The 19,560-nt window shown below is 71.8% G+C and carries 18 protein-coding genes and 2 pseudogenes; 14 read left to right on the top strand and 6 right to left on the bottom strand.

From position 1 onward, the window contains the following. Positions 1-380: 380 nt before the first annotated feature. From AC1WTP_RS11675 to AC1WTP_RS11655, 5 genes and pseudogenes are all read right to left on the bottom strand, one after another. Positions 381-707 carry an SDR family NAD(P)-dependent oxidoreductase gene (locus AC1WTP_RS11675; protein WP_481649242.1) on the bottom strand — a complete coding sequence of 109 codons (327 nt, stop codon included), beginning with the start codon at positions 705-707 and terminating at the stop codon, positions 381-383. A gap of 142 nt (positions 708-849) precedes the next feature. After that, the gene (locus AC1WTP_RS11670; protein ID WP_481649241.1) at positions 850-1,983 is read right to left on the bottom strand and encodes an FUSC family protein; all 1,134 of its coding nucleotides are present in this window, start codon (positions 1,981-1,983) and stop codon (positions 850-852) included. A 37-nt stretch (positions 1,984-2,020) separates the two neighbouring features. Continuing rightward, positions 2,021-2,398 (bottom strand): sensory rhodopsin transducer, encoded by a 378-nt coding sequence (locus AC1WTP_RS11665; protein WP_481649240.1) that lies wholly within the window; start codon positions 2,396-2,398, stop codon positions 2,021-2,023. Then, positions 2,395-3,642: a D-arabinono-1,4-lactone oxidase gene (locus AC1WTP_RS11660; RefSeq protein ID WP_481649239.1), complete on the bottom strand. Its 1,248-nt coding sequence runs from the start codon at positions 3,640-3,642 to the stop codon at positions 2,395-2,397. Before AC1WTP_RS11660 ends, AC1WTP_RS11665 begins: the two co-directional genes overlap by 4 nt. A 187-nt stretch (positions 3,643-3,829) precedes the next feature. Then, positions 3,830-4,396, bottom strand: a pseudogene (locus AC1WTP_RS11655) (IS110 family transposase); the annotation flags it as partial. Between the two features lie 195 nt (positions 4,397-4,591). Here AC1WTP_RS11655 and AC1WTP_RS11650 point away from each other — a divergent pair. Continuing rightward, a complete protein-coding gene (locus AC1WTP_RS11650; protein WP_481649238.1) occupies positions 4,592-5,095 on the top strand; it encodes a hypothetical protein in 504 nt (167 codons plus the stop codon). Between the two features lie 198 nt (positions 5,096-5,293). Continuing rightward, on the top strand, positions 5,294-6,310 hold the full coding sequence (locus tag AC1WTP_RS11645; RefSeq protein ID WP_481649237.1) for a transposase: 1,017 nt from the start codon (positions 5,294-5,296) through the stop codon (positions 6,308-6,310). A gap of 79 nt (positions 6,311-6,389) precedes the next feature. Here AC1WTP_RS11645 and AC1WTP_RS11640 read toward each other — a convergent pair. Beyond that, positions 6,390-6,548 (bottom strand): annotated as a pseudogene (locus AC1WTP_RS11640) (IS701 family transposase); the annotation flags it as partial. Between the two features lie 194 nt (positions 6,549-6,742). Between AC1WTP_RS11640 and AC1WTP_RS11635 the strand changes: the two are divergent. The 12 genes from AC1WTP_RS11635 to AC1WTP_RS11580 all read left to right on the top strand — a co-directional run bounded on the left by AC1WTP_RS11635 (position 6,743) and on the right by AC1WTP_RS11580 (position 19,480). Continuing rightward, positions 6,743-7,120, top strand: coding sequence for a c-type cytochrome (locus AC1WTP_RS11635; protein ID WP_481649236.1), 378 nt, complete (start codon positions 6,743-6,745; stop codon positions 7,118-7,120). Then, complete coding sequence (locus AC1WTP_RS11630) at positions 7,117-7,980, top strand: c-type cytochrome (protein WP_481649235.1); 864 nt, start codon at positions 7,117-7,119, stop codon at positions 7,978-7,980. Before AC1WTP_RS11635 ends, AC1WTP_RS11630 begins: the two co-directional genes overlap by 4 nt. A 50-nt stretch (positions 7,981-8,030) precedes the next feature. After that, a complete protein-coding gene (locus AC1WTP_RS11625; protein WP_481649234.1) occupies positions 8,031-8,804 on the top strand; it encodes a QcrA and Rieske domain-containing protein in 774 nt (257 codons plus the stop codon). Continuing rightward, on the top strand, positions 8,801-10,501 hold the full coding sequence (qcrB, locus tag AC1WTP_RS11620) for a cytochrome bc1 complex cytochrome b subunit (protein WP_481649233.1): 1,701 nt from the start codon (positions 8,801-8,803) through the stop codon (positions 10,499-10,501). Before AC1WTP_RS11625 ends, qcrB begins: the two co-directional genes overlap by 4 nt. 170 nt (positions 10,502-10,671) lie before the next feature. Further along, on the top strand, positions 10,672-11,670 hold the full coding sequence (gene coxB / locus AC1WTP_RS11615) for a cytochrome c oxidase subunit II (RefSeq protein WP_481649232.1): 999 nt from the start codon (positions 10,672-10,674) through the stop codon (positions 11,668-11,670). A gap of 9 nt (positions 11,671-11,679) precedes the next feature. Then, entirely contained in the window at positions 11,680-14,187 is a 2,508-nt protein-coding gene (gene ctaD / locus AC1WTP_RS11610; protein WP_481649231.1) for a cytochrome c oxidase subunit I, read from the top strand. A gap of 9 nt (positions 14,188-14,196) precedes the next feature. After that, complete coding sequence (locus AC1WTP_RS11605; RefSeq protein WP_481649230.1) at positions 14,197-14,583, top strand: hypothetical protein; 387 nt, start codon at positions 14,197-14,199, stop codon at positions 14,581-14,583. 144 nt (positions 14,584-14,727) lie between these two features. Continuing rightward, entirely contained in the window at positions 14,728-15,492 is a 765-nt protein-coding gene (gene ccsA, locus AC1WTP_RS11600; protein WP_481649229.1) for a cytochrome c biogenesis protein CcsA, read from the top strand. An 85-nt stretch (positions 15,493-15,577) separates the two neighbouring features. Then, on the top strand, positions 15,578-15,970 hold the full coding sequence (locus AC1WTP_RS11595; RefSeq protein ID WP_481649228.1) for a cytochrome c maturation protein CcmE: 393 nt from the start codon (positions 15,578-15,580) through the stop codon (positions 15,968-15,970). Next, positions 15,967-17,964, top strand: a complete 1,998-nt coding sequence (locus AC1WTP_RS11590) for a heme lyase CcmF/NrfE family subunit (RefSeq protein WP_481649227.1) — start codon at positions 15,967-15,969, stop codon at positions 17,962-17,964. The genes AC1WTP_RS11595 and AC1WTP_RS11590 overlap by 4 nt, the downstream gene beginning before the upstream one ends. After that, positions 17,961-18,503, top strand: a complete 543-nt coding sequence (locus AC1WTP_RS11585; protein ID WP_481649226.1) for a TlpA family protein disulfide reductase — start codon at positions 17,961-17,963, stop codon at positions 18,501-18,503. The genes AC1WTP_RS11590 and AC1WTP_RS11585 overlap by 4 nt, the downstream gene beginning before the upstream one ends. 17 nt (positions 18,504-18,520) lie before the next feature. Continuing rightward, positions 18,521-19,480, top strand: coding sequence for a cytochrome c-type biogenesis protein CcmH (locus AC1WTP_RS11580; RefSeq protein WP_481649225.1), 960 nt, complete (start codon positions 18,521-18,523; stop codon positions 19,478-19,480). Positions 19,481-19,560 lie beyond the last annotated feature (80 nt).

The raw sequence follows: 19,560 nt of genomic DNA, 5'->3' as shown, positions 1-19,560 counted from the left end.
CACGGCACGGCTCCGACGACGATCTCCCGCCGCGGTAGCCGGACCAGGTTCAGGATGGCCCGGGCCACCGGTTGCGGCGGATACACCGGCGGCATCGGCACCACCTCCCGGCCGGTGTAGTTGGCCGCGTGCCGGAAGAAGAGCGTGTCGATGGCACCCGGCAGCACGGTTCACACCTTCACTCCGCGTAGGCCGTCGAGCCGCCGCACCGAGCGGAGGCTCACGCTCATGGCCCGGATGGCTGCCTTCGACATCGAGTACGCCGACGGGTATGGCTGCGGGACCGCCCCGACGATCGATCAGGACACCCCTGCCCTCCGCGCGTATCTGCGGCAGGGCGGCCCGGGCGCCGTGCACGTAGCCCATGATGTTGACGTCGACTACCCGACGGAACTCGTCGAGCGGCACGTCGAGGAACGGGCTGAAGTACGTGACCGCCCGTTGTTGACCCACACGTCGATGCGCCCGAACTCCTCTACCGCCCGGTCGGCGACCGCCTGCACCGCGTCCGGATCGGTGACGTCCGCCGGCACCGCCAGCGCCCGGATACCCTTGCTCTGGCAGTCGGCGACCAGTTCGCGCAACGTGTCGCGCGCCGTGCGGTCACCCACCAGCGAGGCGCGGGAGCGCGCGAACGCCAGTGCGGTGGAGCGGCCGATCCCACTGGCGGCTCCGGTCACCACGACCACCGCCATTCCGACCCGCATGCTCGCCCCACTTCGCGTCGCCTGGCACTGCACCGAGCATGAATGGTCCGGACGGCCCGTCCGGTGTGTATCGACAGGATCGATTCGCAGGTTGTCCACAGCGGGTCGCACCCACCGGCGGTATCCTCCCTGCCGCGCCGGCTCAGTGGCCGGCGGCGCGGCGGACCATCCGGCGGGCCTCGCTGCGCGACACCCCGGTCGCCCGGAGCAGGTCGTTGGCGACCGTTCGCAGCTGTGACACGACGATCGTGCCGGAGAAGCCGATCTCCCGCCGGTACGCCTCCCCGGCGCGGCGCACCGCCCACAGCGCCCGGTCCCGGGCCTGGACCGGATTCTCCCCGGCCAGGAACTCCCGGTGCAGCAGCCGCACCGCCTGCCCGTAGTGCTCGATCGCCGCGGGTAGGTCCGGCGGCACCGGTTCGTCCTCCCGCAAGGCGGCGCCGGCTCGGCGGACCAGGGTGCGGCTGTTCCGGAACGCCCGCTCGATGTGCTCGACCCCGTGCCGGTAGGCGCGCAGGGCCCGGCGGCGGCGCCACCGCAGCGGCGAGAACCGGGTCACCTCGTCGGCGGCGGTCACCGCCTGGGTGAGCTGGCGCAGCTTCGGGTCCGCGGCACGCATCCGGTCCAGCACCTCCTCCGTCCGCCGGGCGTCGCCGCAGGCGAGCGCATCCGCGCAGGCGGTCATCTGACGGGCGAACAGGTCGAGGACGGGGTCGGCGACCCGGCGTACGGTGCGCAGCGGGTTCAGCGGTGCGAGAACCAGCATCACGAGGAGCCCGACCAGGCCGCCGACCAGGGCGTTGATCGTGCGTGGCAGCTCCAGGTCGGGGTTGCCCGGGGTGAGCGTCGCCACCAGCACCGCGGTAGCGCCGGCCTGGGTCATCAGGAAGCTGGTGCCCCGGACCGCGGCCGCGCCGGTGACCGCCAGGAAGACGATCAGCCCGGTCTGCCATGCCCCGGTGCCGAGCAGGGCGATGAGCAGGTCACCGGCCGCGATGCCGAGACCGACGCCGAGGAGCAGCTCGGCGCTCCGCCGGGCCCGGTTGCCCAGGGATGCGGCGATCACCGCGACGGCGGCGGCCGGGGCGAAGGTCGGTTCCTCGGTGCCGAGCAGCTCGTGGGCGATCAACCAGGCGATCGCCGCCGCGAGCCCGGCCTGGACGCCGACGATCAGATAGGTCCGCAGCCGCCGTACACTCTCCCGGCCGCTGCCGGCGAGCCGGGTCCGCAGCCGGCTCACCGGGAACCACTCGCTGTCCTCCCCGGCGTGCGGCATGGCAGTGGTTACCCGGACTGATACCCGCCGAACGCCGTCATGCCGGGTAGGCGATGGTGCCGGTCAACGCCACTAGACCCGGCAGGCGGGTATCCTGGCGGAGGAACTGCACGACCACCGGCACCTCCGAGCGCAGTACGCACCCGTACGGCCGGTCCAGGCGGACCGCCTCGGGGTCGATGAAGTCGTTGACTCGGACGTGCCGGATCCGCCGCGCGCCGACCAGGATCCGGTACGGCCCGACCGGATCCGTGTCCTCGTAGTAGAAGTCGACGGTTAGCTCGGTGTCCCGGTCGGTGGCGTTGAGGACGCAGAGCTGGTCGAAGCCGGTGAACTCCGGTTCCCGGCCGTGGCCGGGGAACGGGACTCGCCCGCCCGGCACCACCCAGGTCCGGGCGCCGATCTCGGCCGTCACCCCTCCTCCAGCAGGCGGGCGAGGTCCGGGCTGAGGAACACCCCGTCCGGGTCCAACCGCCTCCGCACCGCCTGGAAGTCGTCCCAGTGGGGGTAGAGCGGGCGCAGTTCCCGGGCGGTCAGCCAGTGTTTCTTGCCCCAGTGCGGCCGGCCGCCGTACTGCCGGAAGATCCCCTCCATGTCGCGGAAGTACTCCTCGTACGGCAGGGAGGTGTTCTGCAGGCAGGCGATGGTGGTGGTCGGCCGGCCGTAGGCGTTGCTGAGCCAGATGTCGTCGGCGGCGATGGTGCGCACCAGCACCCGCCAGCCGACGTCCCGCCGGTGCCGCTCCCGGATCCGCCGCCGCACCTGCGCGAAGCAGGCCGGAAACGCCTCCGACGGCAGCATGTACTCGATCTCCTCGAAGCGCAGCTCCCGGTGCCGCGGAATGGTGCGGTGGGTGGGCCCGGAGTGCAGCTTGCGCGGCTCCTCCCATGGTGCGGATCTCGCCGCCCGGGACTCGTGCCAGGTGCGGTCGTCGGGCATCTCGTCGGCGCGGTTCATCACCCGCACCTGCGTCTGGTCGCTGCGCGGATACCAGTAGAAGTCCATGTTCCGGTTGGCGTGCTGCAGTTCGGCGAGGTGGTCCAGAGTCCAGTCCACGTGGGCGCACCAGGACCGGCGGCGCAGTTCGTAGTGGGGCTGCACGTCCAGAGTCACCTGGGTAACGATTCCCAAGGCTCCGAGGGACAGCCGGGCGGCGGGCAACAGGTCGGCGGTGCGATCCGGCCGGATGTCCAGCGTCTCCCCGGCCCCGGTGATCAGCCGCACGCCGACCACTTGGGTGCTGAGGTTGCCGAAGCCGAGCCCGGTGCCGTGGGTGCCGGTCGCGGTCGCGCCGGCGATCGACTGGTAGTCGACGTCGCCGAGGTTGTCCATAGCCAGGCCGGCGTCGTACAGGCCCTCCCCGAGCGCCTTGAGCTCGGTGCCGGCCCAGGCGGTGGCTAGGCTCCCGTCGTCAGGGATCACCCCGGACAGCCGGTCCAGGCTCACCAGGATCCCGTCCGTCCGCACCAGCGGGCTCGACGAGTGTCCGGACCCGACCGGCCGGATCGTCGTACCCGACTCCCGCGCATACTGCACGATGGCGCGCACCTCGTCCTCGTCGGCAGGCTCGGCGACCTCCGCCGGCGCGAAGCGCAGGCTGCCGGACCAATTGACGAAGGGTCCCGAACGACTGGAACACGAAACCGACGGTGTCCCCACCCTGCCTCCTCCGATCCAGATCCGGCGGCTTACCCGAGCGTGCGGGAGGTAGTCGCCCGGGTCATCGAGCGAGGGTTATGCTGATCTTGTCGCTACGGCTGACCGTTGGCCCGCTCGATGACTCGCCAATGCGCCGGACACGCCGGGGGTGTCCCGATGGGTTTCGTCAAGCGGGGACGGTGGGGTTGCGTGGGGCGTGAACGGTGGCGATCGGGACGAGCTTTCGGCGGCCGGCCTTGCGCAGCTCGGTCGGGCGCCGCAGCGTGACAACAGCTCCAGCACGGTACGGTGCTGCACTTTGGACCGAGGACGCGTTCCAGGGCGGGGCGGATCTGGGTGAGCAGGCCACGGATCCGGTTGGACACGCGGGTGACTTCTCCGGCGAGGTCGTCGTCGAAGCCGACCAGGACTTCCAACTCGGCCAGAGCCTCGTCGCCGACGTCGACCCGCCGCATCGTGTGGGACAGGGTTCCGGCGGCATCGGCGATGACGAAGGCGTCCTGGGCGTCAGTCTTCTCCGTGCCGGGATGCAAGTCACCGATGCGGCGCACTACCATCCCAGGCAGGTAGGCCACCTGATGCCCGGCCGCCCTGGCGACCGCGACCGGCAGGGCGCCGATCGAGGCGGGCTGGTCGACCACCACCAGGGCCGGCCGTGGCTGGCGAGTGTGTCGAACAGCTGCCGCAGCCCAGCCTCGGTGTTCGGCAGCGGCCCGTCATGCAGCCGCTTGCCGTCCGCGGTGCCGCCGCCGGCCCACGATCAGGGGTGTGGTCAGCAGCCCGCCGCCGGCGGCGATGGAATTTCCAACCTGACCGAGAGCCACCATCCCGGCGCACCCGGCGTGACGCCATGCCCGCGGGCTCGTCAGTCGGTAGCTGACGACCTGACGGCGGTGATTGCCGAGACTAGAAACGGGTAGGCGGGCTGGCCGGCAGAGGATGGAGGGTCATGGGGTTCGAGTTTCTGCCAGCGCTGGTGGCCGGCATGGTCGGCGGTGCGGGCATGAGCATCATAATGGCCACGATGCGCCGCGCAGGGCTGACGCCGATGGACATCTTACTCATCGAGGGCACGATGCTCACCGCTCGGCGCGAGGCGGCGGTGGTCCTGGGTCTCGTCATGCATCTGATCGTCTTTAGCGGGCTGATCATCGGTTCGATCTACGCCGGCTTGTTTACGTGGTGGAACGTTGCCCATATCGATGGGTGGTGGGTCGGTGGGCTCATCGGGATCAGCCATGGACTGCTCGCCGGTGCGGCGCTCGGGATGCTGCCCCGGGTCCACCCGCGCATGGGAACGGGATCTGGCGGGCGGGCTGAGGTCCGGATTGCACCTCCCGGGGCCTTCGGCAGGAACTACGGAGCCGCAACGATGCCCGGGTTCTTGATCGCTCATGTTGTCTACGGCGCGGTGTTCGGAGCACTCTACAGCCTTTTCACCTCCGGTGGCTGACCCGCGCCATGGTCGTGGCGGCGGGCCTATGAGCGGCTGCTGGAGGCGGGCAGGGTCCGGTGAGACGGCGTGTGGTGTGGCCAGGGCGTTCGCGGCGGACCGTTCTTCGGGCTGCCGCTGATCCTGACTCTGGAGATCTGGCGGCTAGTGCGGTGTCCACTAACGTTCGCCGGGTTGGCGGCTGCTGGGAATTGTCGTATGGGTGGTGTTGGCTTCGGTTCATGCCTCATCGTCGGGATCCGGCCGCGCCGCGGGTGGTGTACCGCACGGCTCGGGTGGCGGTGCGGCTGGCCGGCTATCAGGAGTTGTGCCGGCAGTTGGCGGCGGCCGGGCCGGGCACGTTCGGCGAGTTGGACTCGACCGGTGCCCGGTCGGTGCTGCGCCGGTTCTCCGAGGCGTGGTTCGCGGCGGCGAAACGCCGCGCGGCGGGTGACGCGTTGGTGCGGTTCCCGCGCCGGCGGCGTGGGTTGGTGCCGGTGCGCTGGTATCACGGCACGTTCACCGTCGTTGGTCGTCGGGTGCGGATCCCGACGGCCAAAGGCAGCGCGCCGTTGTGGGTGCGGCGGGCCCGGGATCTGCCCGTACCGGCCCGAGCAGGTCCGGTCGATCACCCTGCTCTGCGACGGCCGCGACCTGGTCCTCGACGTCAGCGCGGAAGTCCCGGTCACGACCTACCCGCCCAGTGAAGAGCCGGAGCCGGACCGGGTGGCCGGGGTGGATCTGGGGATCATTCACCCGTACGCGGTGGCTGGTCCTGACGGGGAAGGGTTGCTGGTGTCTGGGCGGGCGACCCGCGCCGAGCACCGCATGCACCTGGCCGACACGAAAGCCCGCCGCCGCGCCGTGGCCGGCCGGGCACCGAATCCGGGCGGGAAAGGGTCGCGGCGGTGGCGACAGTACCGCCGCCGCGCCCGGGCGGTCGACGGTCGGCACCGGCGGCGCGTGCGCCAGGCGCAGCACGAAGCCGCCGCCACCGTGGTGTCCTGGGCTGTCCGCCAGCGAGTCGGTGTGCTGCATGTGGGTGACCCGCGGGGTGTGCCCGACCTGCCGGCGGGGCGGCGGCACAACCTGCGGCTGCGGCAGTGGCAGATCGGCCGGCTCCTACAGATACTGACGGACCAAGGCCACCCTGGCCGGGCATCACCGTCCGGCTGGTCGACGAACGCGGGACCTTGTCCACCTGCCCGGTGCCGGCCGGTCCCGGTGCTTTGTTAGGTCGTGATCGTCGTTTCCGCCCGGATAGTTCTGATCTTGCGTCGGCAGGTGGGGCATGCGTCGGTCCAGGTGGCGAGGAGGAGTTGGATCTGGCCGATGACCTTGTAGAGGGTCGGGCCGGCGCAGCCGCTAATGGGTCACGCCGCAGCGTGGTGATGAACAGGTGCGCGGCGGTGACGAGGGCGACATGGCGGTGCCAGCCGATCCACGATCGGCCCTCGAAGTGGTCCAGGCCCAGGCAGCGCTGTCGGCAGGGTCCCGGGGAAGTCTGGTGCTTCGCCTGCGGTGCAATGCCCTCGCCTATACGATAGTTCCAATTATCCGCTTTATCACGTCTATCCATATCCAGGCTCTCTCGTACTGAGCCGGGACCGAACCGAGCCTGTGCACCCGGGTCGTACCAAGATCGAAACAGCCTTAGGTGGTGTGGAGGTGAACCGACGACTGGCGCTGGCTCTGGCGGCGACGCTCGTCCTCGGGGCGGGTGGATGCTCCACCGTGCCACCCGCGCCGCCGCCCGAGGTTGTCGAGGGCGACGTCGAGCGCGGCGTCCGACTGATCGAGTACTACGGCTGCGGGACCTGTCACGCCGTGCCAGGGGTGGCCGGTGCTGACGGCCAGGTGGGCCCGCCGCTTTCCGGGATCGGGGACCGCTCCTACCTCGCTGGGCGGCTCGCCAACAATGCCATCAACATGCAGCGATGGATCAGGAACCCGCAGGAGGTGGACCCGGGTACGGCGATGCCGAACCTGGGTGTCACGGAGGCCGACGCTCTGGATCTCACGGCTTACCTGTTCACCCTCAAATGACCTTTCTTCTCATGCCGGACTTGAAGGAGGCCCAGGTGCCGGCCACCGCGTGGGACAGGTCGCCGCTCCGGCACGCAGTGCGGGTCGGCCAGCTCGCTGCGGTCGCCGCCTGCCTGCTGGCCCTGCCTCCGGCGGTTCCGACAGCATCGGCGGTGGTTCCGCCGGCGGCGCCATCGCCGGCGGCGGCCGGGCCGGCACCGCAGGACGCGGACCGCGGTGCGTTGCTGTACTACCGGGACTGCGCCGGCTGCCACGGGCAGCGGGGAAGGGGCACCCCGCAGGGACCGGCGATCGCCGAGGCCGGTGCGGCGTCGGTAGACTTCCAGGTGAGCACGGGCCGGATGCCCCCGCCGTCCCCGCGTGATGCGGACCGCCGATCGGACCCGGTCTACAGCCCCGAGGAAGTCGACGCTCTCGTACGTTATGTCGCCGGCTTCGGTGCCGGACCACCGATCCCAACGGTGGAGCCCGGTGACGTCTCCATCGGCCCGGCGTTGTACCTGGCCAACTGTGCGACGTGCCACTCGGCTACCGGGGCGGGCGGGACTCTCTCGGGCGGCCGGAACGCGCCGGCTCTGTTCCAGGCGACAGCCGTCCAGGTCGCGGAAGCGATCCGGGTCGGCCCCGGTGCGATGCCGGCGTATCCCGAGTCCCTGCTCAACGACCGGGAACTGAACGCACTCGTCGCCTACGTGGAGGTGCTGCAGAACAAGCGGGAGGACGTCGATCCCGGTGGGCTGGCTCTGGGTCGGATCGGCCCGCTGTACGAGGGCGCCGTCGGGCTCGTCGCCGCGGCGCTGCTCTTCGTGCTGCTGGCCCGCTGGCTGGCCCGGCGCGAGCCCCAGGGCGGACGGCGATGAGCGCTGGCCGGGGTACCGGGCCGGTGGCCGTACTGTTCGGGGTCGCCGCCGTGGCAGCGGCCGGCTTCGCCGCGGCGTACGTCATGGACGCCGGGACGCAGTGGCTGGGCGGCACGCTCGGCCTGGCGCTCGTCTCGCTTGCCCACGGGCTGGCGGTCTGGGCCCGCCGGCTCCTGCCCTCCGGCGGGTACGTCGAGGCGAAACCCGAACTGGCGACGCAGTCGCCGATGTTGCCCGTCCCGGTGGTCCACGAGGAGTCCCCGGCGCCGCACCCCGGGCTGCGCCGCCTGCTCATCGTCGCCGTTGGCGCCCTGGGCCTCGCCGCGTTGTTTCCACTCCGTTCGCTGGTGGGTCCCCGCCTCAGCGGACCCGCCGAAGAGTTGCGGGCCACCCCGTGGCGAGCCGGGCGTCGGTTACTGGACACCCGCAACGCACCGGTACGGCCGGACGACGTGGGTCCCGACAGCATCGTCATCGCCTATCCGCAGGACCACCCGGATGCGCCTGGAGCGCCGGTGTTCGTCGTCCGGCTCGACCCGGCGGCTCTCGCTGCCCCGCCATCCGGCTACGGCGGGCTGGTGGCGTACTCCCTGCTGTGTACCCATGCCGGATGCCCGGTGGGACAGTACGAGCCGGACGTCGGCCGGGTGTTCTGCCCGTGCCACCAGTCGGCCTTCGACCTACGGGCCGGCGCTCGACCGGTCAGTGGGCCGGCCGCGCGTCCGTTGCCGTCGTTGCCGCTCGTGGTCGATGCCGATGGCTACCTAAGCGCCGCAGGCGGGCTCAGCTCGCCTCCGGGCCCGGGATACTGGAGCCGACCGTGATCGTCCACCGGCTGGTCCACGCGCTGGATTCGCGTCTCGGTGTCCGGCCCGTGGCACGTAAGGCGCTGACCAAGGTGTTCCCGGACCACTGGTCGTTCATGCTCGGCGAGATCGCCCTGTACTCGTTCGCGGTGCTCGTGCTCACGGGTGTGTTCCTCACCCTCTTCTTCGTTCCCAGCAGCGCCGAGACGACATACCGGGGTAACTACGCCCCGCTGGATGGCGCGCGGGTGCCGTCGGCCTTCGCCTCGACCGTGGCGCTCAGTTTCGACGTACCGGCTGGGCTGCTCATGCGGCAGACGCATCACTGGGCTGCGCTGATCTTCGTGGCGGCGATCGCCGCACACCTGCTGCGGATCTTCTTCACCGGGGCCTTCCGCCGCCCTCGGGACATCAACTGGCTGGTGGGCGTGACCCTGCTCGCGCTGGTTCTGCTCACCAGCTTCATCGGCTACTCGATGTCCGAAGACCTGCTCTCCGGCACCGGCCTGCGGATCGTCTACTCGGTCGTCGAGTCGGTCCCGGTGATCGGCGTGTGGTTGGCCTTCCTGCTCTTCGGCGGCGAATATCCCAGTGATCTCCTGGTGCCGCGATTCTTCGTCGCGCACGTGCTGCTGATGCCAGCGGCGCTGATCGGCCTCATCTCCCTGCACATGGCGATCCTGGTTCGGCAGCGGCACACCCAGTTTCCCGGCCCCGGCCACACCGAGCACAACGTGGTCGGCTCACGCCTGTGGCCGGGCTACGCTGCCCGGACGATCGCCCTGTTCGGTTACGTGGCGGGCATCGCCTTCGCCTTGGGCGGGCTGGTGCAGATCAATCCGATCTGGATCTACGGCCCGTACGACCCGGCCCAGGCCACCACGCCGGCCGCGGCCGACTGGTACCTCGCGTGGGCTGACGGGATCCTCCGACTGTCCCCGCCGATGGAGTTCCGGATCTTCGGGTACCTGGTGCCGTCGCAGTTCCTGCCGGGTGCCGCACTCGTCGTGGCGCTTCTCGGGCTGTACGCGTGGCCGTTCCTGGAGGCACGGCTGAGCCGCGACCGGGTGCCGCGGTATCTGCTCGACCGACCACGCGACCATCCGGTACGCGTCGGCGTCGGCGTGGCCGCGCTGACGGTTGTGGGCGTGCTGACGGCGGCCGGGTCCAACGACGTCATCGCGCTCGTGCTGGATGTGCCGGTCACGGGAGTCACGTCGGTCCTGCGGATCCTGCTGCTGACCCTGCCGTGGGTGACGGGCGGGGCGGCGTACTGGATCGCCCGGGCGCTGCGGGACCGGCCGAGCTCGAAGCTCGGCTCGTTGAGCTGGTCCGACGTACGGTCGTCCGCCCGTTCGGCGCCCCGGTCGGGCGTTCCGAGCCGGCCAGGGGACGTGCCCGACGATGCCTGCGTGGAGCTGTGGCAACGTGCCGGGGAGGGGTGGCGGTGGCGGTACGTGGAGCGGCGCGGCGCCGTGAGTCTGATCAGCACCGAGTCGTTCCCCGACCGACGGTCCGCGGTCGTCGCTGCCGCCTCCGCATACCCGGAGGTGCGCCTCGAGGAGGTGCCCGTACCCCCCGCCGTAGGGGCGGCGGCGTCCAAGCATCGGGGCTGGCTGGACGGTCTGGTGGGGATGGTCGGCTTGGTCGCTCTGCTCGTGGTCGGGCGTCGGCGGCGCCGCCGGGACGGACGTGCGGGGGCCCGGGTTGACTGAGGCCGTCCGACGAGACGGCGCGGAGCTTCCGGGGCCGTGACGGCACCGTTCGGGTCCCGGCTGCGGTCGCTGGTCGGGGCGAACGGTGGGAACGGGAGTGCGAGGATGGTGGTGATCTCGATGGATCCGGTGGGTTGTCGTGCCCGTCGGCGACGATGGGCGCTGCGGCGGTGACCGCGGGCAGCCGTGCGGTCCGTCTGGGCCTGGTGCTCGCGGTGGCCGCACTCGCGCTCGCAGCGTGCGGCCCCGACCGGTCGATGCTGTCCCCGGTGGGCACCGACGCCAGCCGTGCCGCCGGTCTGTGGTGGTTGATGTTCTGGCTCGGCGCCGTCATCTGGGCGCTGGTGACCGCCGCGACGCTGTACGCACTCTACCGACGCGGCCGGCAGGACCCGCTGGCCAGGCGACGCTGGGAGAACACCCCCCTCGTCTGGGGCGGAATTGTGCTGCCGAGCATCGTGCTCGTCCTGGTCACCGGGGTGACCGTCGACGTCATGCGGCAGACCGACCACGCCGCGGAGTCGGAGGCCACGGTCGTGCAGGTGATCGGGCACCAGTGGTGGTGGGAGGTGCGGTACCCGGAGCGCGACGTGGTCACGGCCAACGAGGTGCACGTGCCGGCCGGCCGGCCGGTACGGCTCGAACTGACCACGGCCGACGTCATCCACAGCTTCTGGGTGCCGGCACTCGCCGGAAAGATCGACCTGGTCCCGGGCCGGTCGAACACGCTGTGGATCAACACCGACAAACCGGGCGTCTACGAGGGGCAGTGCGCCGAGTTCTGCGGCCTGCAGCACGCCAAGATGCGGTTCCGGGTCGTGGTGGAACACGAGCCGAGGTTCCAGGAGTGGCTCGCCGCGCAGGGCGAGCCAGCCGTGGAGCCGGCCGACGAGCTGGCCGCGCGTGGCCGGCAGGTGTTCCTCTCCGCGTCCTGCGTGTACTGCCACACCATCCGCGGCACCGCCGCGGTCAGTGCGATCGGGCCCGACCTGACCCACCTGGCCAGCCGCGACACGCTCGCCGCCGGCATCATTCCCAACACCAAGGGGCACCTGGGCGGCTGGATCGTCGACCCGCAGCAGGTCAAGCCCGGAGCGCGGATGCCGAGCAGCGACCTGCCGCCCGACGACCTCCAGGCACTGCTCGCCTACCTCGAGTCCCTCTCGTAGGAGCCACCGTTGTCCCTCACCCAGGGCGTCCCCGGCGCCGCCACCGACGGCCGGGCCGACTTCGTCAATCTGTGGCGCAACCCGCGCGGAATCTGGGGAAGCCTGTCGCTCGTCAGCCACAAACCGGTGGGCAGCCGGTTCATGGTCACGGCGGGCCTGTTCTTCCTCGTCGGAGGAGTCGAGGCGCTGTTGATGCGCGTCCAGCTCGCCCGCCCGGAGAACCGCTTCCTCGACGCGCAGACCTACAACGACCTGTTCACCATGCACGGCACCACGATGATGTTCCTGTTCGTGGTGCCGTTCATCGAGGGCCTGGCCAACTACCTGCTACCGGTCCAGCTCGGCGCCCGAGACCAGCCATTTCCCCGGTTCAACGCGTTCAACTACTGGTGCTACCTGTTCGGCGGCGTGCTGCTGTACAGCAGCTTCGCGGCGGCAGCCGTACCGGATGCGGGATGGTTCGCGTACGTGCCGCTGAGCAGCGACCCCTACTCGCCCGGCCCAGGCATGGACTTCTGGCTGTGGGGGCTGGCACTGGTCGAGGTGTCTGGCATCGGGGCCGCCGTGGAGATCCTGGTGCTGACGCTGCGGATGCGGGCACCCGGCATGTCGCTGGCCCGGATGCCGCTGTTCGCCTGGGCGATGCTGACGGCGTCCGGGCTGATCATCCTCGCGTTCACGCCGCTGCTCGTCGCGACCGGGATGCTGGAGTTCGACCGGCTGCTCGGCGCCACGTTCTTCGTGGCCGAGAACGACGGCAGCCCGCTGTTGTGGCAGCACCTCTTCTGGATCTTCGGCCATCCGGAGGTCTACATCATGTTCCTGCCCGCGGCCGGAATTGTGTCGCAGGTGGTGCAGGTGCACGCCCGCCAGCGGCTGATCGGCTACCCGTTCGTGGTGCTGGCGTTCGTGCTGACGGCGGTCCTCAGTCTCGGCCTCTGGGTCCACCACATGTTCACCACCGGGCTACCGCCCCTGACCATGAGCTTCTTCACCGCCGCGAGCATGACGATCGCGATCGCCAGCGGGATTCAGGTTCTGGCCTGGGTGGCGACGATCTGGCTGGGCCGGCCACGGTTCACCGTGGCGATGCTGTTCGTCGTCGGGTTCATCGTGACCTTCGTCGCCGGCGGCATCACCGGTGTGATGGTCGCGTCCGTGCCGTTCGACCAGCAGGTCCACGACACCTACTTCGTGGTGGCCCACTTCCACTACGTGCTGATCGGCGGCGTGGTGTTCCCGCTCTTCGCCGCTCTCTATCACTGGCTGCCCAAGATGACCGGGCGGCAGTTGCACGACCGGGCGGGCGTGGTCGCCTTCGCACTGGTGTTCGTCGGGTTCCACCTGACGTTTTTCACGATGCATCTGACCGGGATGTGGGGCATGGTCCGGCGGGTCTACACCTACGACCCGGACCTGGGCATCGGTGGTTTCAACCTGCTGTCGACCGTGGGCGCGTTCGTGCTGGCGGCCGGGGTGCTGGTGTTCGTCGTCGACCTTGCCGTCACCTGGCTTCGCGGCGCGCCCGCGGGCCCCGACACCTGGGCGGGCGACGGCCTGGAGTGGGCCGTTCCTTCGCCGCCGCCGTCGGAGAACTTCGCCCGGATCCCGGTGGTCGGCAGCCGCCATCCGCTCTGGCAGCCGGAGGGTGACCGGCCCGATCGGGACGAGCGGACCCGTGCGTTCGACCGGGCTCCGGCGGACTTCCGGGCCAGCCCGACGACGAGCGTCCTGCTCGCCGAGCCGGAGGCCGCCGTGCACCTGCCGAGCCCCACACGCTGGCCTCTCGTCCCGGCGCTGGGGCTGGCGGCGACCGCCGCCGCGTTGATCGCCCAGGCGTACCCGCTCGCCGTGGCCGCCCTGGTGGTCGTCACCGTCGGCGTTGCCGGCTGGTTGCGCCGCAACGAGACCGAGCGGTGGCCGGAACGGGCCGGGGTCAGTGTCGGCGGCCTGCCGGTGGACGTGCACGGCGTACGCGCGATCGGCTGGTGGGGGGCGATGGCCACGATCGCCGTGCTCGCCACCGCCGGTGGCACCATCCTGGCCTCCTACCACTTCCTCCAGGTCAACGCCACGGCCTGGTCGGCGGCGCAGACGCAGCGGCCCGCGGCGGTGCTGCCGGCCGGCCTGCTCGCGGCCCTCGTCCTGGCCGCCGGCGGTGCTCTCTGGCTGGGCACGCGCGCCCAGATCCGCCGCCGGACGGCACTGGCAGTGCTGACGGTCGTGACGGTGGCCGGTGCGGCGGCAGGCGTGCTGACGGTCGGGACGTACGCCGCCGCGCCGCCGGCCCCCTCCCGGCACGCCTACGACTCGATGGTGCTCCTCGTGCTGGTGTTCCAGGCGGCGCTGGTGGTGGTCGCGCTGGTGGCGACGGGGCTCGCGTACCTGCGGGCGGTGGCGGGCGGGCCGCCGGGGCGCCTCCGGTTGCTCCTCCAGGTGGCTGCCGGCTACTGGTCACTCACCGCGGTCTGGTGGGCGCTGGCCTGGGGCTCCCTGTCCATCCCGCTGGTCGGTTAGGAGGTGCCCGTGCGGCAGGAACGACGCGACGCGTGGGCCATCGCCTTCGTCCTGCTCGGACCGGCGCTGGCCTGGCTGATCGCGCTGGCGGTGAGCTACGTCGTGGCCGACTTCAGCTGCTTGCCGCGCAACAGTGGGCGGGGAGTGGGCGTGATCGTGCCGGTCTCGATCCTCGCACTCACTGTCGTGCTGGCCGTGGTGCCCCTCGCCGCCGGGTGGGTGGCGTTCCGGCTCTGGTGGCGCAGCCCTCGCGGTCGCCGCCCGGATGCCGGCTCGGAGACCCGGGCGGAAGTGGGCCGGTTCGCCGGGGTCGCGGGGATCGGCCTCGCGGCGATCTTCCTGCTCGGGCTGGTCCTGCTCGCGGTCAACCCCCTCGTCTTCTGGGACTGCAGCTGAGCCGGGTGCGCTGCGCTGACCCGGCCCGGTCGGCGGCAGCGATGCCTTTCGTGTCCTTGGTGAGCTATTCGGCTAAATGCCGCCCTATGGGCTTTTTTTACGCCATTCTGGACTCGATGCGTCCGGTGGGGGAGAGGGAGTGCCATGGTTGACCTACACCGCGCTGTCGGCCTTGGCGCGGCCGGCGCGGCTGCGACCGCCACCGTCCTGGCGGGTGTCGCACCCCCGGACGCCGTGCAGGGGGAGTCGCAGAGGTTGATGTACGTCCACGTTCCCGCAGCCTGGACGGCGTACCTCGCCTTCGTCGGCGTCCTGGTGGCGAGCCTGGCGTACCTGCGGACCGGGCGGCGGCGCTGGGACCACTGGGCGGTGGCCTGCGCCGAGCTCGGCGTCGGCATGATGGCGCTGGCCGTGGCGTTGGGTAGCATCTGGGGCCGGGTGACCTGGGGCGTCTGGTGGACCTGGGACGCCCGACTCGTCTCAGCGGCGGCGCTCCTGCTCGTCTACATCGGCTACCTCGCCGTCCGTGAGCTGACCATCGATCGGGATCGGGCGGCGCGCCGTGCCGCCGTACTCGGCGTGCTCGCCTTCGCCATGCTGCCGCTGGTGCACTTCTCTGTGTTCTGGTGGCGCACCCTGCACCAGGCACCGACGCTGCTCGGGCCTGATCCGACGCCACCGATCGCCGCGTCGATGGCGCTCGCCCTGGTCGCTGCGGCGCTCGCCTTCGCCCTCGCCGGTGCCTGGGTCGTCACCCGTCGCTTCTCCCGCCTCGCCACGACAGCCACCGGGGCGAGGCCACCGGCCCGGCAACCGGACCGTCCAGCGCCACTCGCCGCGCCACTCGATTCCGCCACCACCGGAACCGGCGTCCCGACCGCCGGCCAGCGTACGGAGGTGCCGGCGTGAGCGCCTGGCTGGCCGTCGGCCTGGGGTACGGCCTGACCGCAGCGGTCTGGGCCGGCTACGTCTGGTGGTCCGGCCGGGAGCGGACATGAGCCGGATCAGACTCCCCGCTCTTCTGGTGGTCACCGCCGTGGTCGCGGGCGTGGCCGCGCTCGCCGTCAAGGGCTTGGACGAGAGCCTGGTGTACTACCGAACACCGTCGGAGATCGTCGCGGGCCAGGTCGCGGTGAACCGGGATCTCCGGGTCGGCGGCACCGTCGTGCCGGGGTCCGTCCACCCTGCCGGAACGGCGACGCGGCTTCGGCTGACCGACGGCGCCGCCGACATCGAGGTCCTGCACCACGGCGGGCTGCCCGACATGTTCGGCGAGGGACGCGGCGCCGTCGTGGAAGGGATCCTGGACACCGACCGCATCCTGCACGCCCAGCGCGTCATCGCCAACCACGACAACGAGTACCGGCCCGCCACCGACCGCCCATGACCGTGTCGCTACTCGGCACCGCCTGTCTCGGCCTCGGGACGGTCGCCGCGTTGGTGGCCACGGCCGGCTGGGCGGCCCGTTCCCGCAACGGGCAACGCAAGCCGCCACGCTCGGCCACCTACGCGCTCGCCGCCGCCGCCCTGGCCGCCTGCCTGCTCCTGGAGTGGGCGCTGCTGAGCCGGGACTTCAGCGTGCGGTACGTTGCCGAGCACGGCGGCCGGGACGTGCCGCTGTACTACACGGTCACCAGCCTGTGGAGCGCGTTGGAGGGCTCGCTGCTGCTCTGGCTGCTGGGCCTGGGCGCCGTGGTGGTGCTGGCGTTCCGCCGGCCGCCGGCAGCTGAACCGCGCCTGCACCCGCCCGCCATGGCGGTACTCACCGCGACCGCCGCGTTCTTCTTCGGCCTCGTGCTGCTGGCCGGCAACCCCTTCGAAGGGGTGGAGACGGTACCGCCGGACGGGCCGGGACCCAACCCGCTGCTGCGCAGCCACCCCGCGATGGGCGTGCACCCGCCCCTGCTCTACGCCGGCTACGTCGGGCTGACGGTGCCGTTCGCGTACGCGATCGCGGCCCTGGTGACCGGCCGCGCCGGAGCGGGATGGGTGCGCGTCGTCCGCGGTTGGACGCTGCTGGGCTGGGCGGCACTCACCGCTGGCATCGCGGTCGGTGCCTGGTGGTCGTACGCCGTCCTCGGGTGGGGCGGCTACTGGGCGTGGGATCCGGTGGAGAACGCCTCGCTGCTGCCCTGGCTGACCGCTACGGCGCTGCTGCACTCGCTGCTCGCCCAGCGGCGTGGCGGGGGCCTCACGGGATGGGCGGTCGGCCTGGCCGCCCTGACGTTCTCCCTGGTGATCCTGGGTACCTTCCTCACCCGGTCCGGCGTGGTCGGCAGCGTGCACGCCTTCACCCAGTCCAGCATCGGACCCCCGCTGCTGGTCTTCCTCGCCGCCACCACGGTCGGCTGGTTAGCGCTGCTCGCCCTCCGGGGCGACCAGCTGAAAGGGCAGGTGGGGAAACCGACCCGGGACTTGCGGGCCGGCCCGCGCTTCTCCCTGCTGTCCCGTCGGAGCGCGCTCGTCGGCAACAATCTGCTCCTCGCCGCGGTCACGGCCACCGTTCTGGTCGGCACCCTGTTCCCCATCGTGCAGCAGATGCTCTCCGGTGCCGAGACGACGGTCGGCCCCGGGTACTACAACCAGGCGCTGGCCCCGCTGGCGTTCACCGTCCTGGCCCTGATGGCGGTCGGCCCGTTACTGGCCTGGCAGGGGGATCCGCTGGCAAGGCTGGCCCGCCGGGCCGGGACACCGGCGATCAGCGCCTGCCTTGTCGCCGGCCTCGTGGGTCTGACTGGGAGCCAGCCGCCGAGCGCGGTGGTGATGTGCGGGCTGGCCGCCATCGTCGTCTCAACCCTGGTCGCGCGGCTGGCCGGCGGTGGTCGGGCCGGCGTGTGGCGGGCCGCGCGCCGCCACCGACGCGCCATCGGCGCGCATGTCGCACACCTGGCCGTCGCGATCGCGGCGTTGGCGGTCGTGGTGTCCGGCGCCGACCCGCCCGCTGAGCAGCGGGAGGTCGCCGTCGACGGCACGGCCACGTTGCGCGGGGTGACGATCCGGCTGGTCGGGCTGGACTCGCGGGTGACGGAGGGGCAGGAGAGGGCCACGGCGCGGCTGGAGGTCCGTTCGGGGAACGGCCCAGCACGCACCCTGTCTCCCACACTGGCGCTCTTCCCCGGCCACGGCATGGTCGTCGCCACCCCGGCGATCGACACCGGGCTGACGCGGGACGTGTACATCACCCTGCTGTCCGCCGATCCGCAGGCGGGGAGGGCGCTGCTCAGGGTGTCCGTGAACAGCCTGATGGGGGTGCTGTGGTGCGCGGCCGGGCTGTTGCTGGCCGGCACCGCCCTGGCTGCCTGGCCACGGCGGGCCACGACGGCGTCCCGAAACCGCGACGCTGGAGCGGCGCGCCGGCTGGTTCAGGAGGTGGATCGGTGACCGGACGCCGTCCGCTGTTCACCCGTCGTGCGGTACTCGTCGCGGCGGCCGCCGGCGGAGGGCTGGTCGCCACCGTCCCGCTCGCGCACGGTCTGCGCCCTGGTGTCGGTACCCCGGCCACGACCGGGGACGGCCTGGCCGCTCCGCTGGCCGGCACCGGGCTGGACGGAACGTTCTTCGATCTCGCCACGCTGCATGGCCACATCGTGGTCGTCACCGTCTGGGCGTCATGGTGCGAGCCCTGTCGTCGGGAGTTTCCGGTGCTGCTCGCCGCCCTCAAGCGGTGGTACCCGGCGGTGCGCGTCGTCGGCCTCAATACCGCCGATCGGCCGGAGAGTGCGCGGCGGTTCCTGCGCGAGGCGGCCGCCGAGGCGGTGCCCGTCGTGTCAGACCCCGACGGGAGGCACGCGGTCGCCTGGGCCGTGCGCGGCATCCCCGAAACCGTCGTCGTCGACCGTGGCGGCCGGGTCGCCGCGCGGCATCAGGGAGAGGTGACGTGGGCATGGCTGGAAGCGTCCGTCGGACCCCTCCTACCCTGAGGCGGATCCTTTTCGGGTTGCTGGCCGTCGGCGCGCTGCTGCTGTTCGCCGCCGGGCTGCACCGGGCGGCCGTGGCCGGATCGGATCCCGCCGACGAGGACGCCCGGGTACGGGCGATCGCCGCCACCGTCCGGTGCCCGGAGTGCGTCGGGGAGTCGGCGGCCGACTCGCAGGCCCCGATGGCCCGAGGATTCCGGGAGACGATCCGCGAGCAGATGCGAGCGGGGCGGGAGCCGGACGAGATCCAGCGCTGGTTCGTCGACCGGTACGGGCCGGCCATCCTCCTCGAACCACCGGCCCGAGGGCTGGGGCTGCTGTTGTGGTGGCTGCCGGTGGCGTTCGTGCCGTTGGCGCTTGCCGTGCTGTCCGTGACCCGCTGGGCCCGGCGGCGGAGATCCGGACCGGCGGTACGGCAGGCTGGCCGCGCGTCCGAGACGAACGTCGTCCCCCCGGGCCGTTCCGTCCGGAGCGCCCTGCTGGTGGCCACGGTCGTCGCCGTCACCGTCGCCGTCGGGATCGCCGCGGCCGGTCAGCGCGCACGCGACCAGCCGGCCAGTCCTGCGGCGGCGACGACCGGCGACGGCGAACTCCAGGTCCTGTCCGCCGCCGCCAGCGCCGCCCCCGACGACGGGAGCACCTGGTTCTCGCTGGGACGGGCGCTGGAGCACCGCGGGAGGCTGACGGAGGCCGCCCAGGCCTACGACCGCGCGGTCCGGCTCGATCCGACGGACTCCGCCGCGATGTTCCGGCTCGCCTTCGCCTACGCCCGTTCCGGCCAGGCGGAACGGGCCCGCCCACTGCTGCGGGAGGTCCTCACCCGCGACACGGAGCACGCCGAGGCGCTGCTTCTGCTGGGCATGCTGCAGCACGAGGCGGGCGAGGCCGAGGCCCGGGCGACCCTGCGCCGGTTCCTGGACGTGGCCGCCGACCACTCCGCCGCCCCCGAGGTCCGCCGGTTGCTGGCTGGCACCCGATGACGCGCCAGGCACGGGGCAGCGCGGGGTTCGGCACGCCGGCGGCTCCGCCGCCATCCGGACGAGGAGTCCGAACCGTGCTC

It is taken from the genome of Micromonospora sp. R311, from assembly GCF_056780015.1.
Note: the sequence above shows the minus strand (reverse complement) of the source record. Positions and strands in the feature narration are given on the sequence as shown.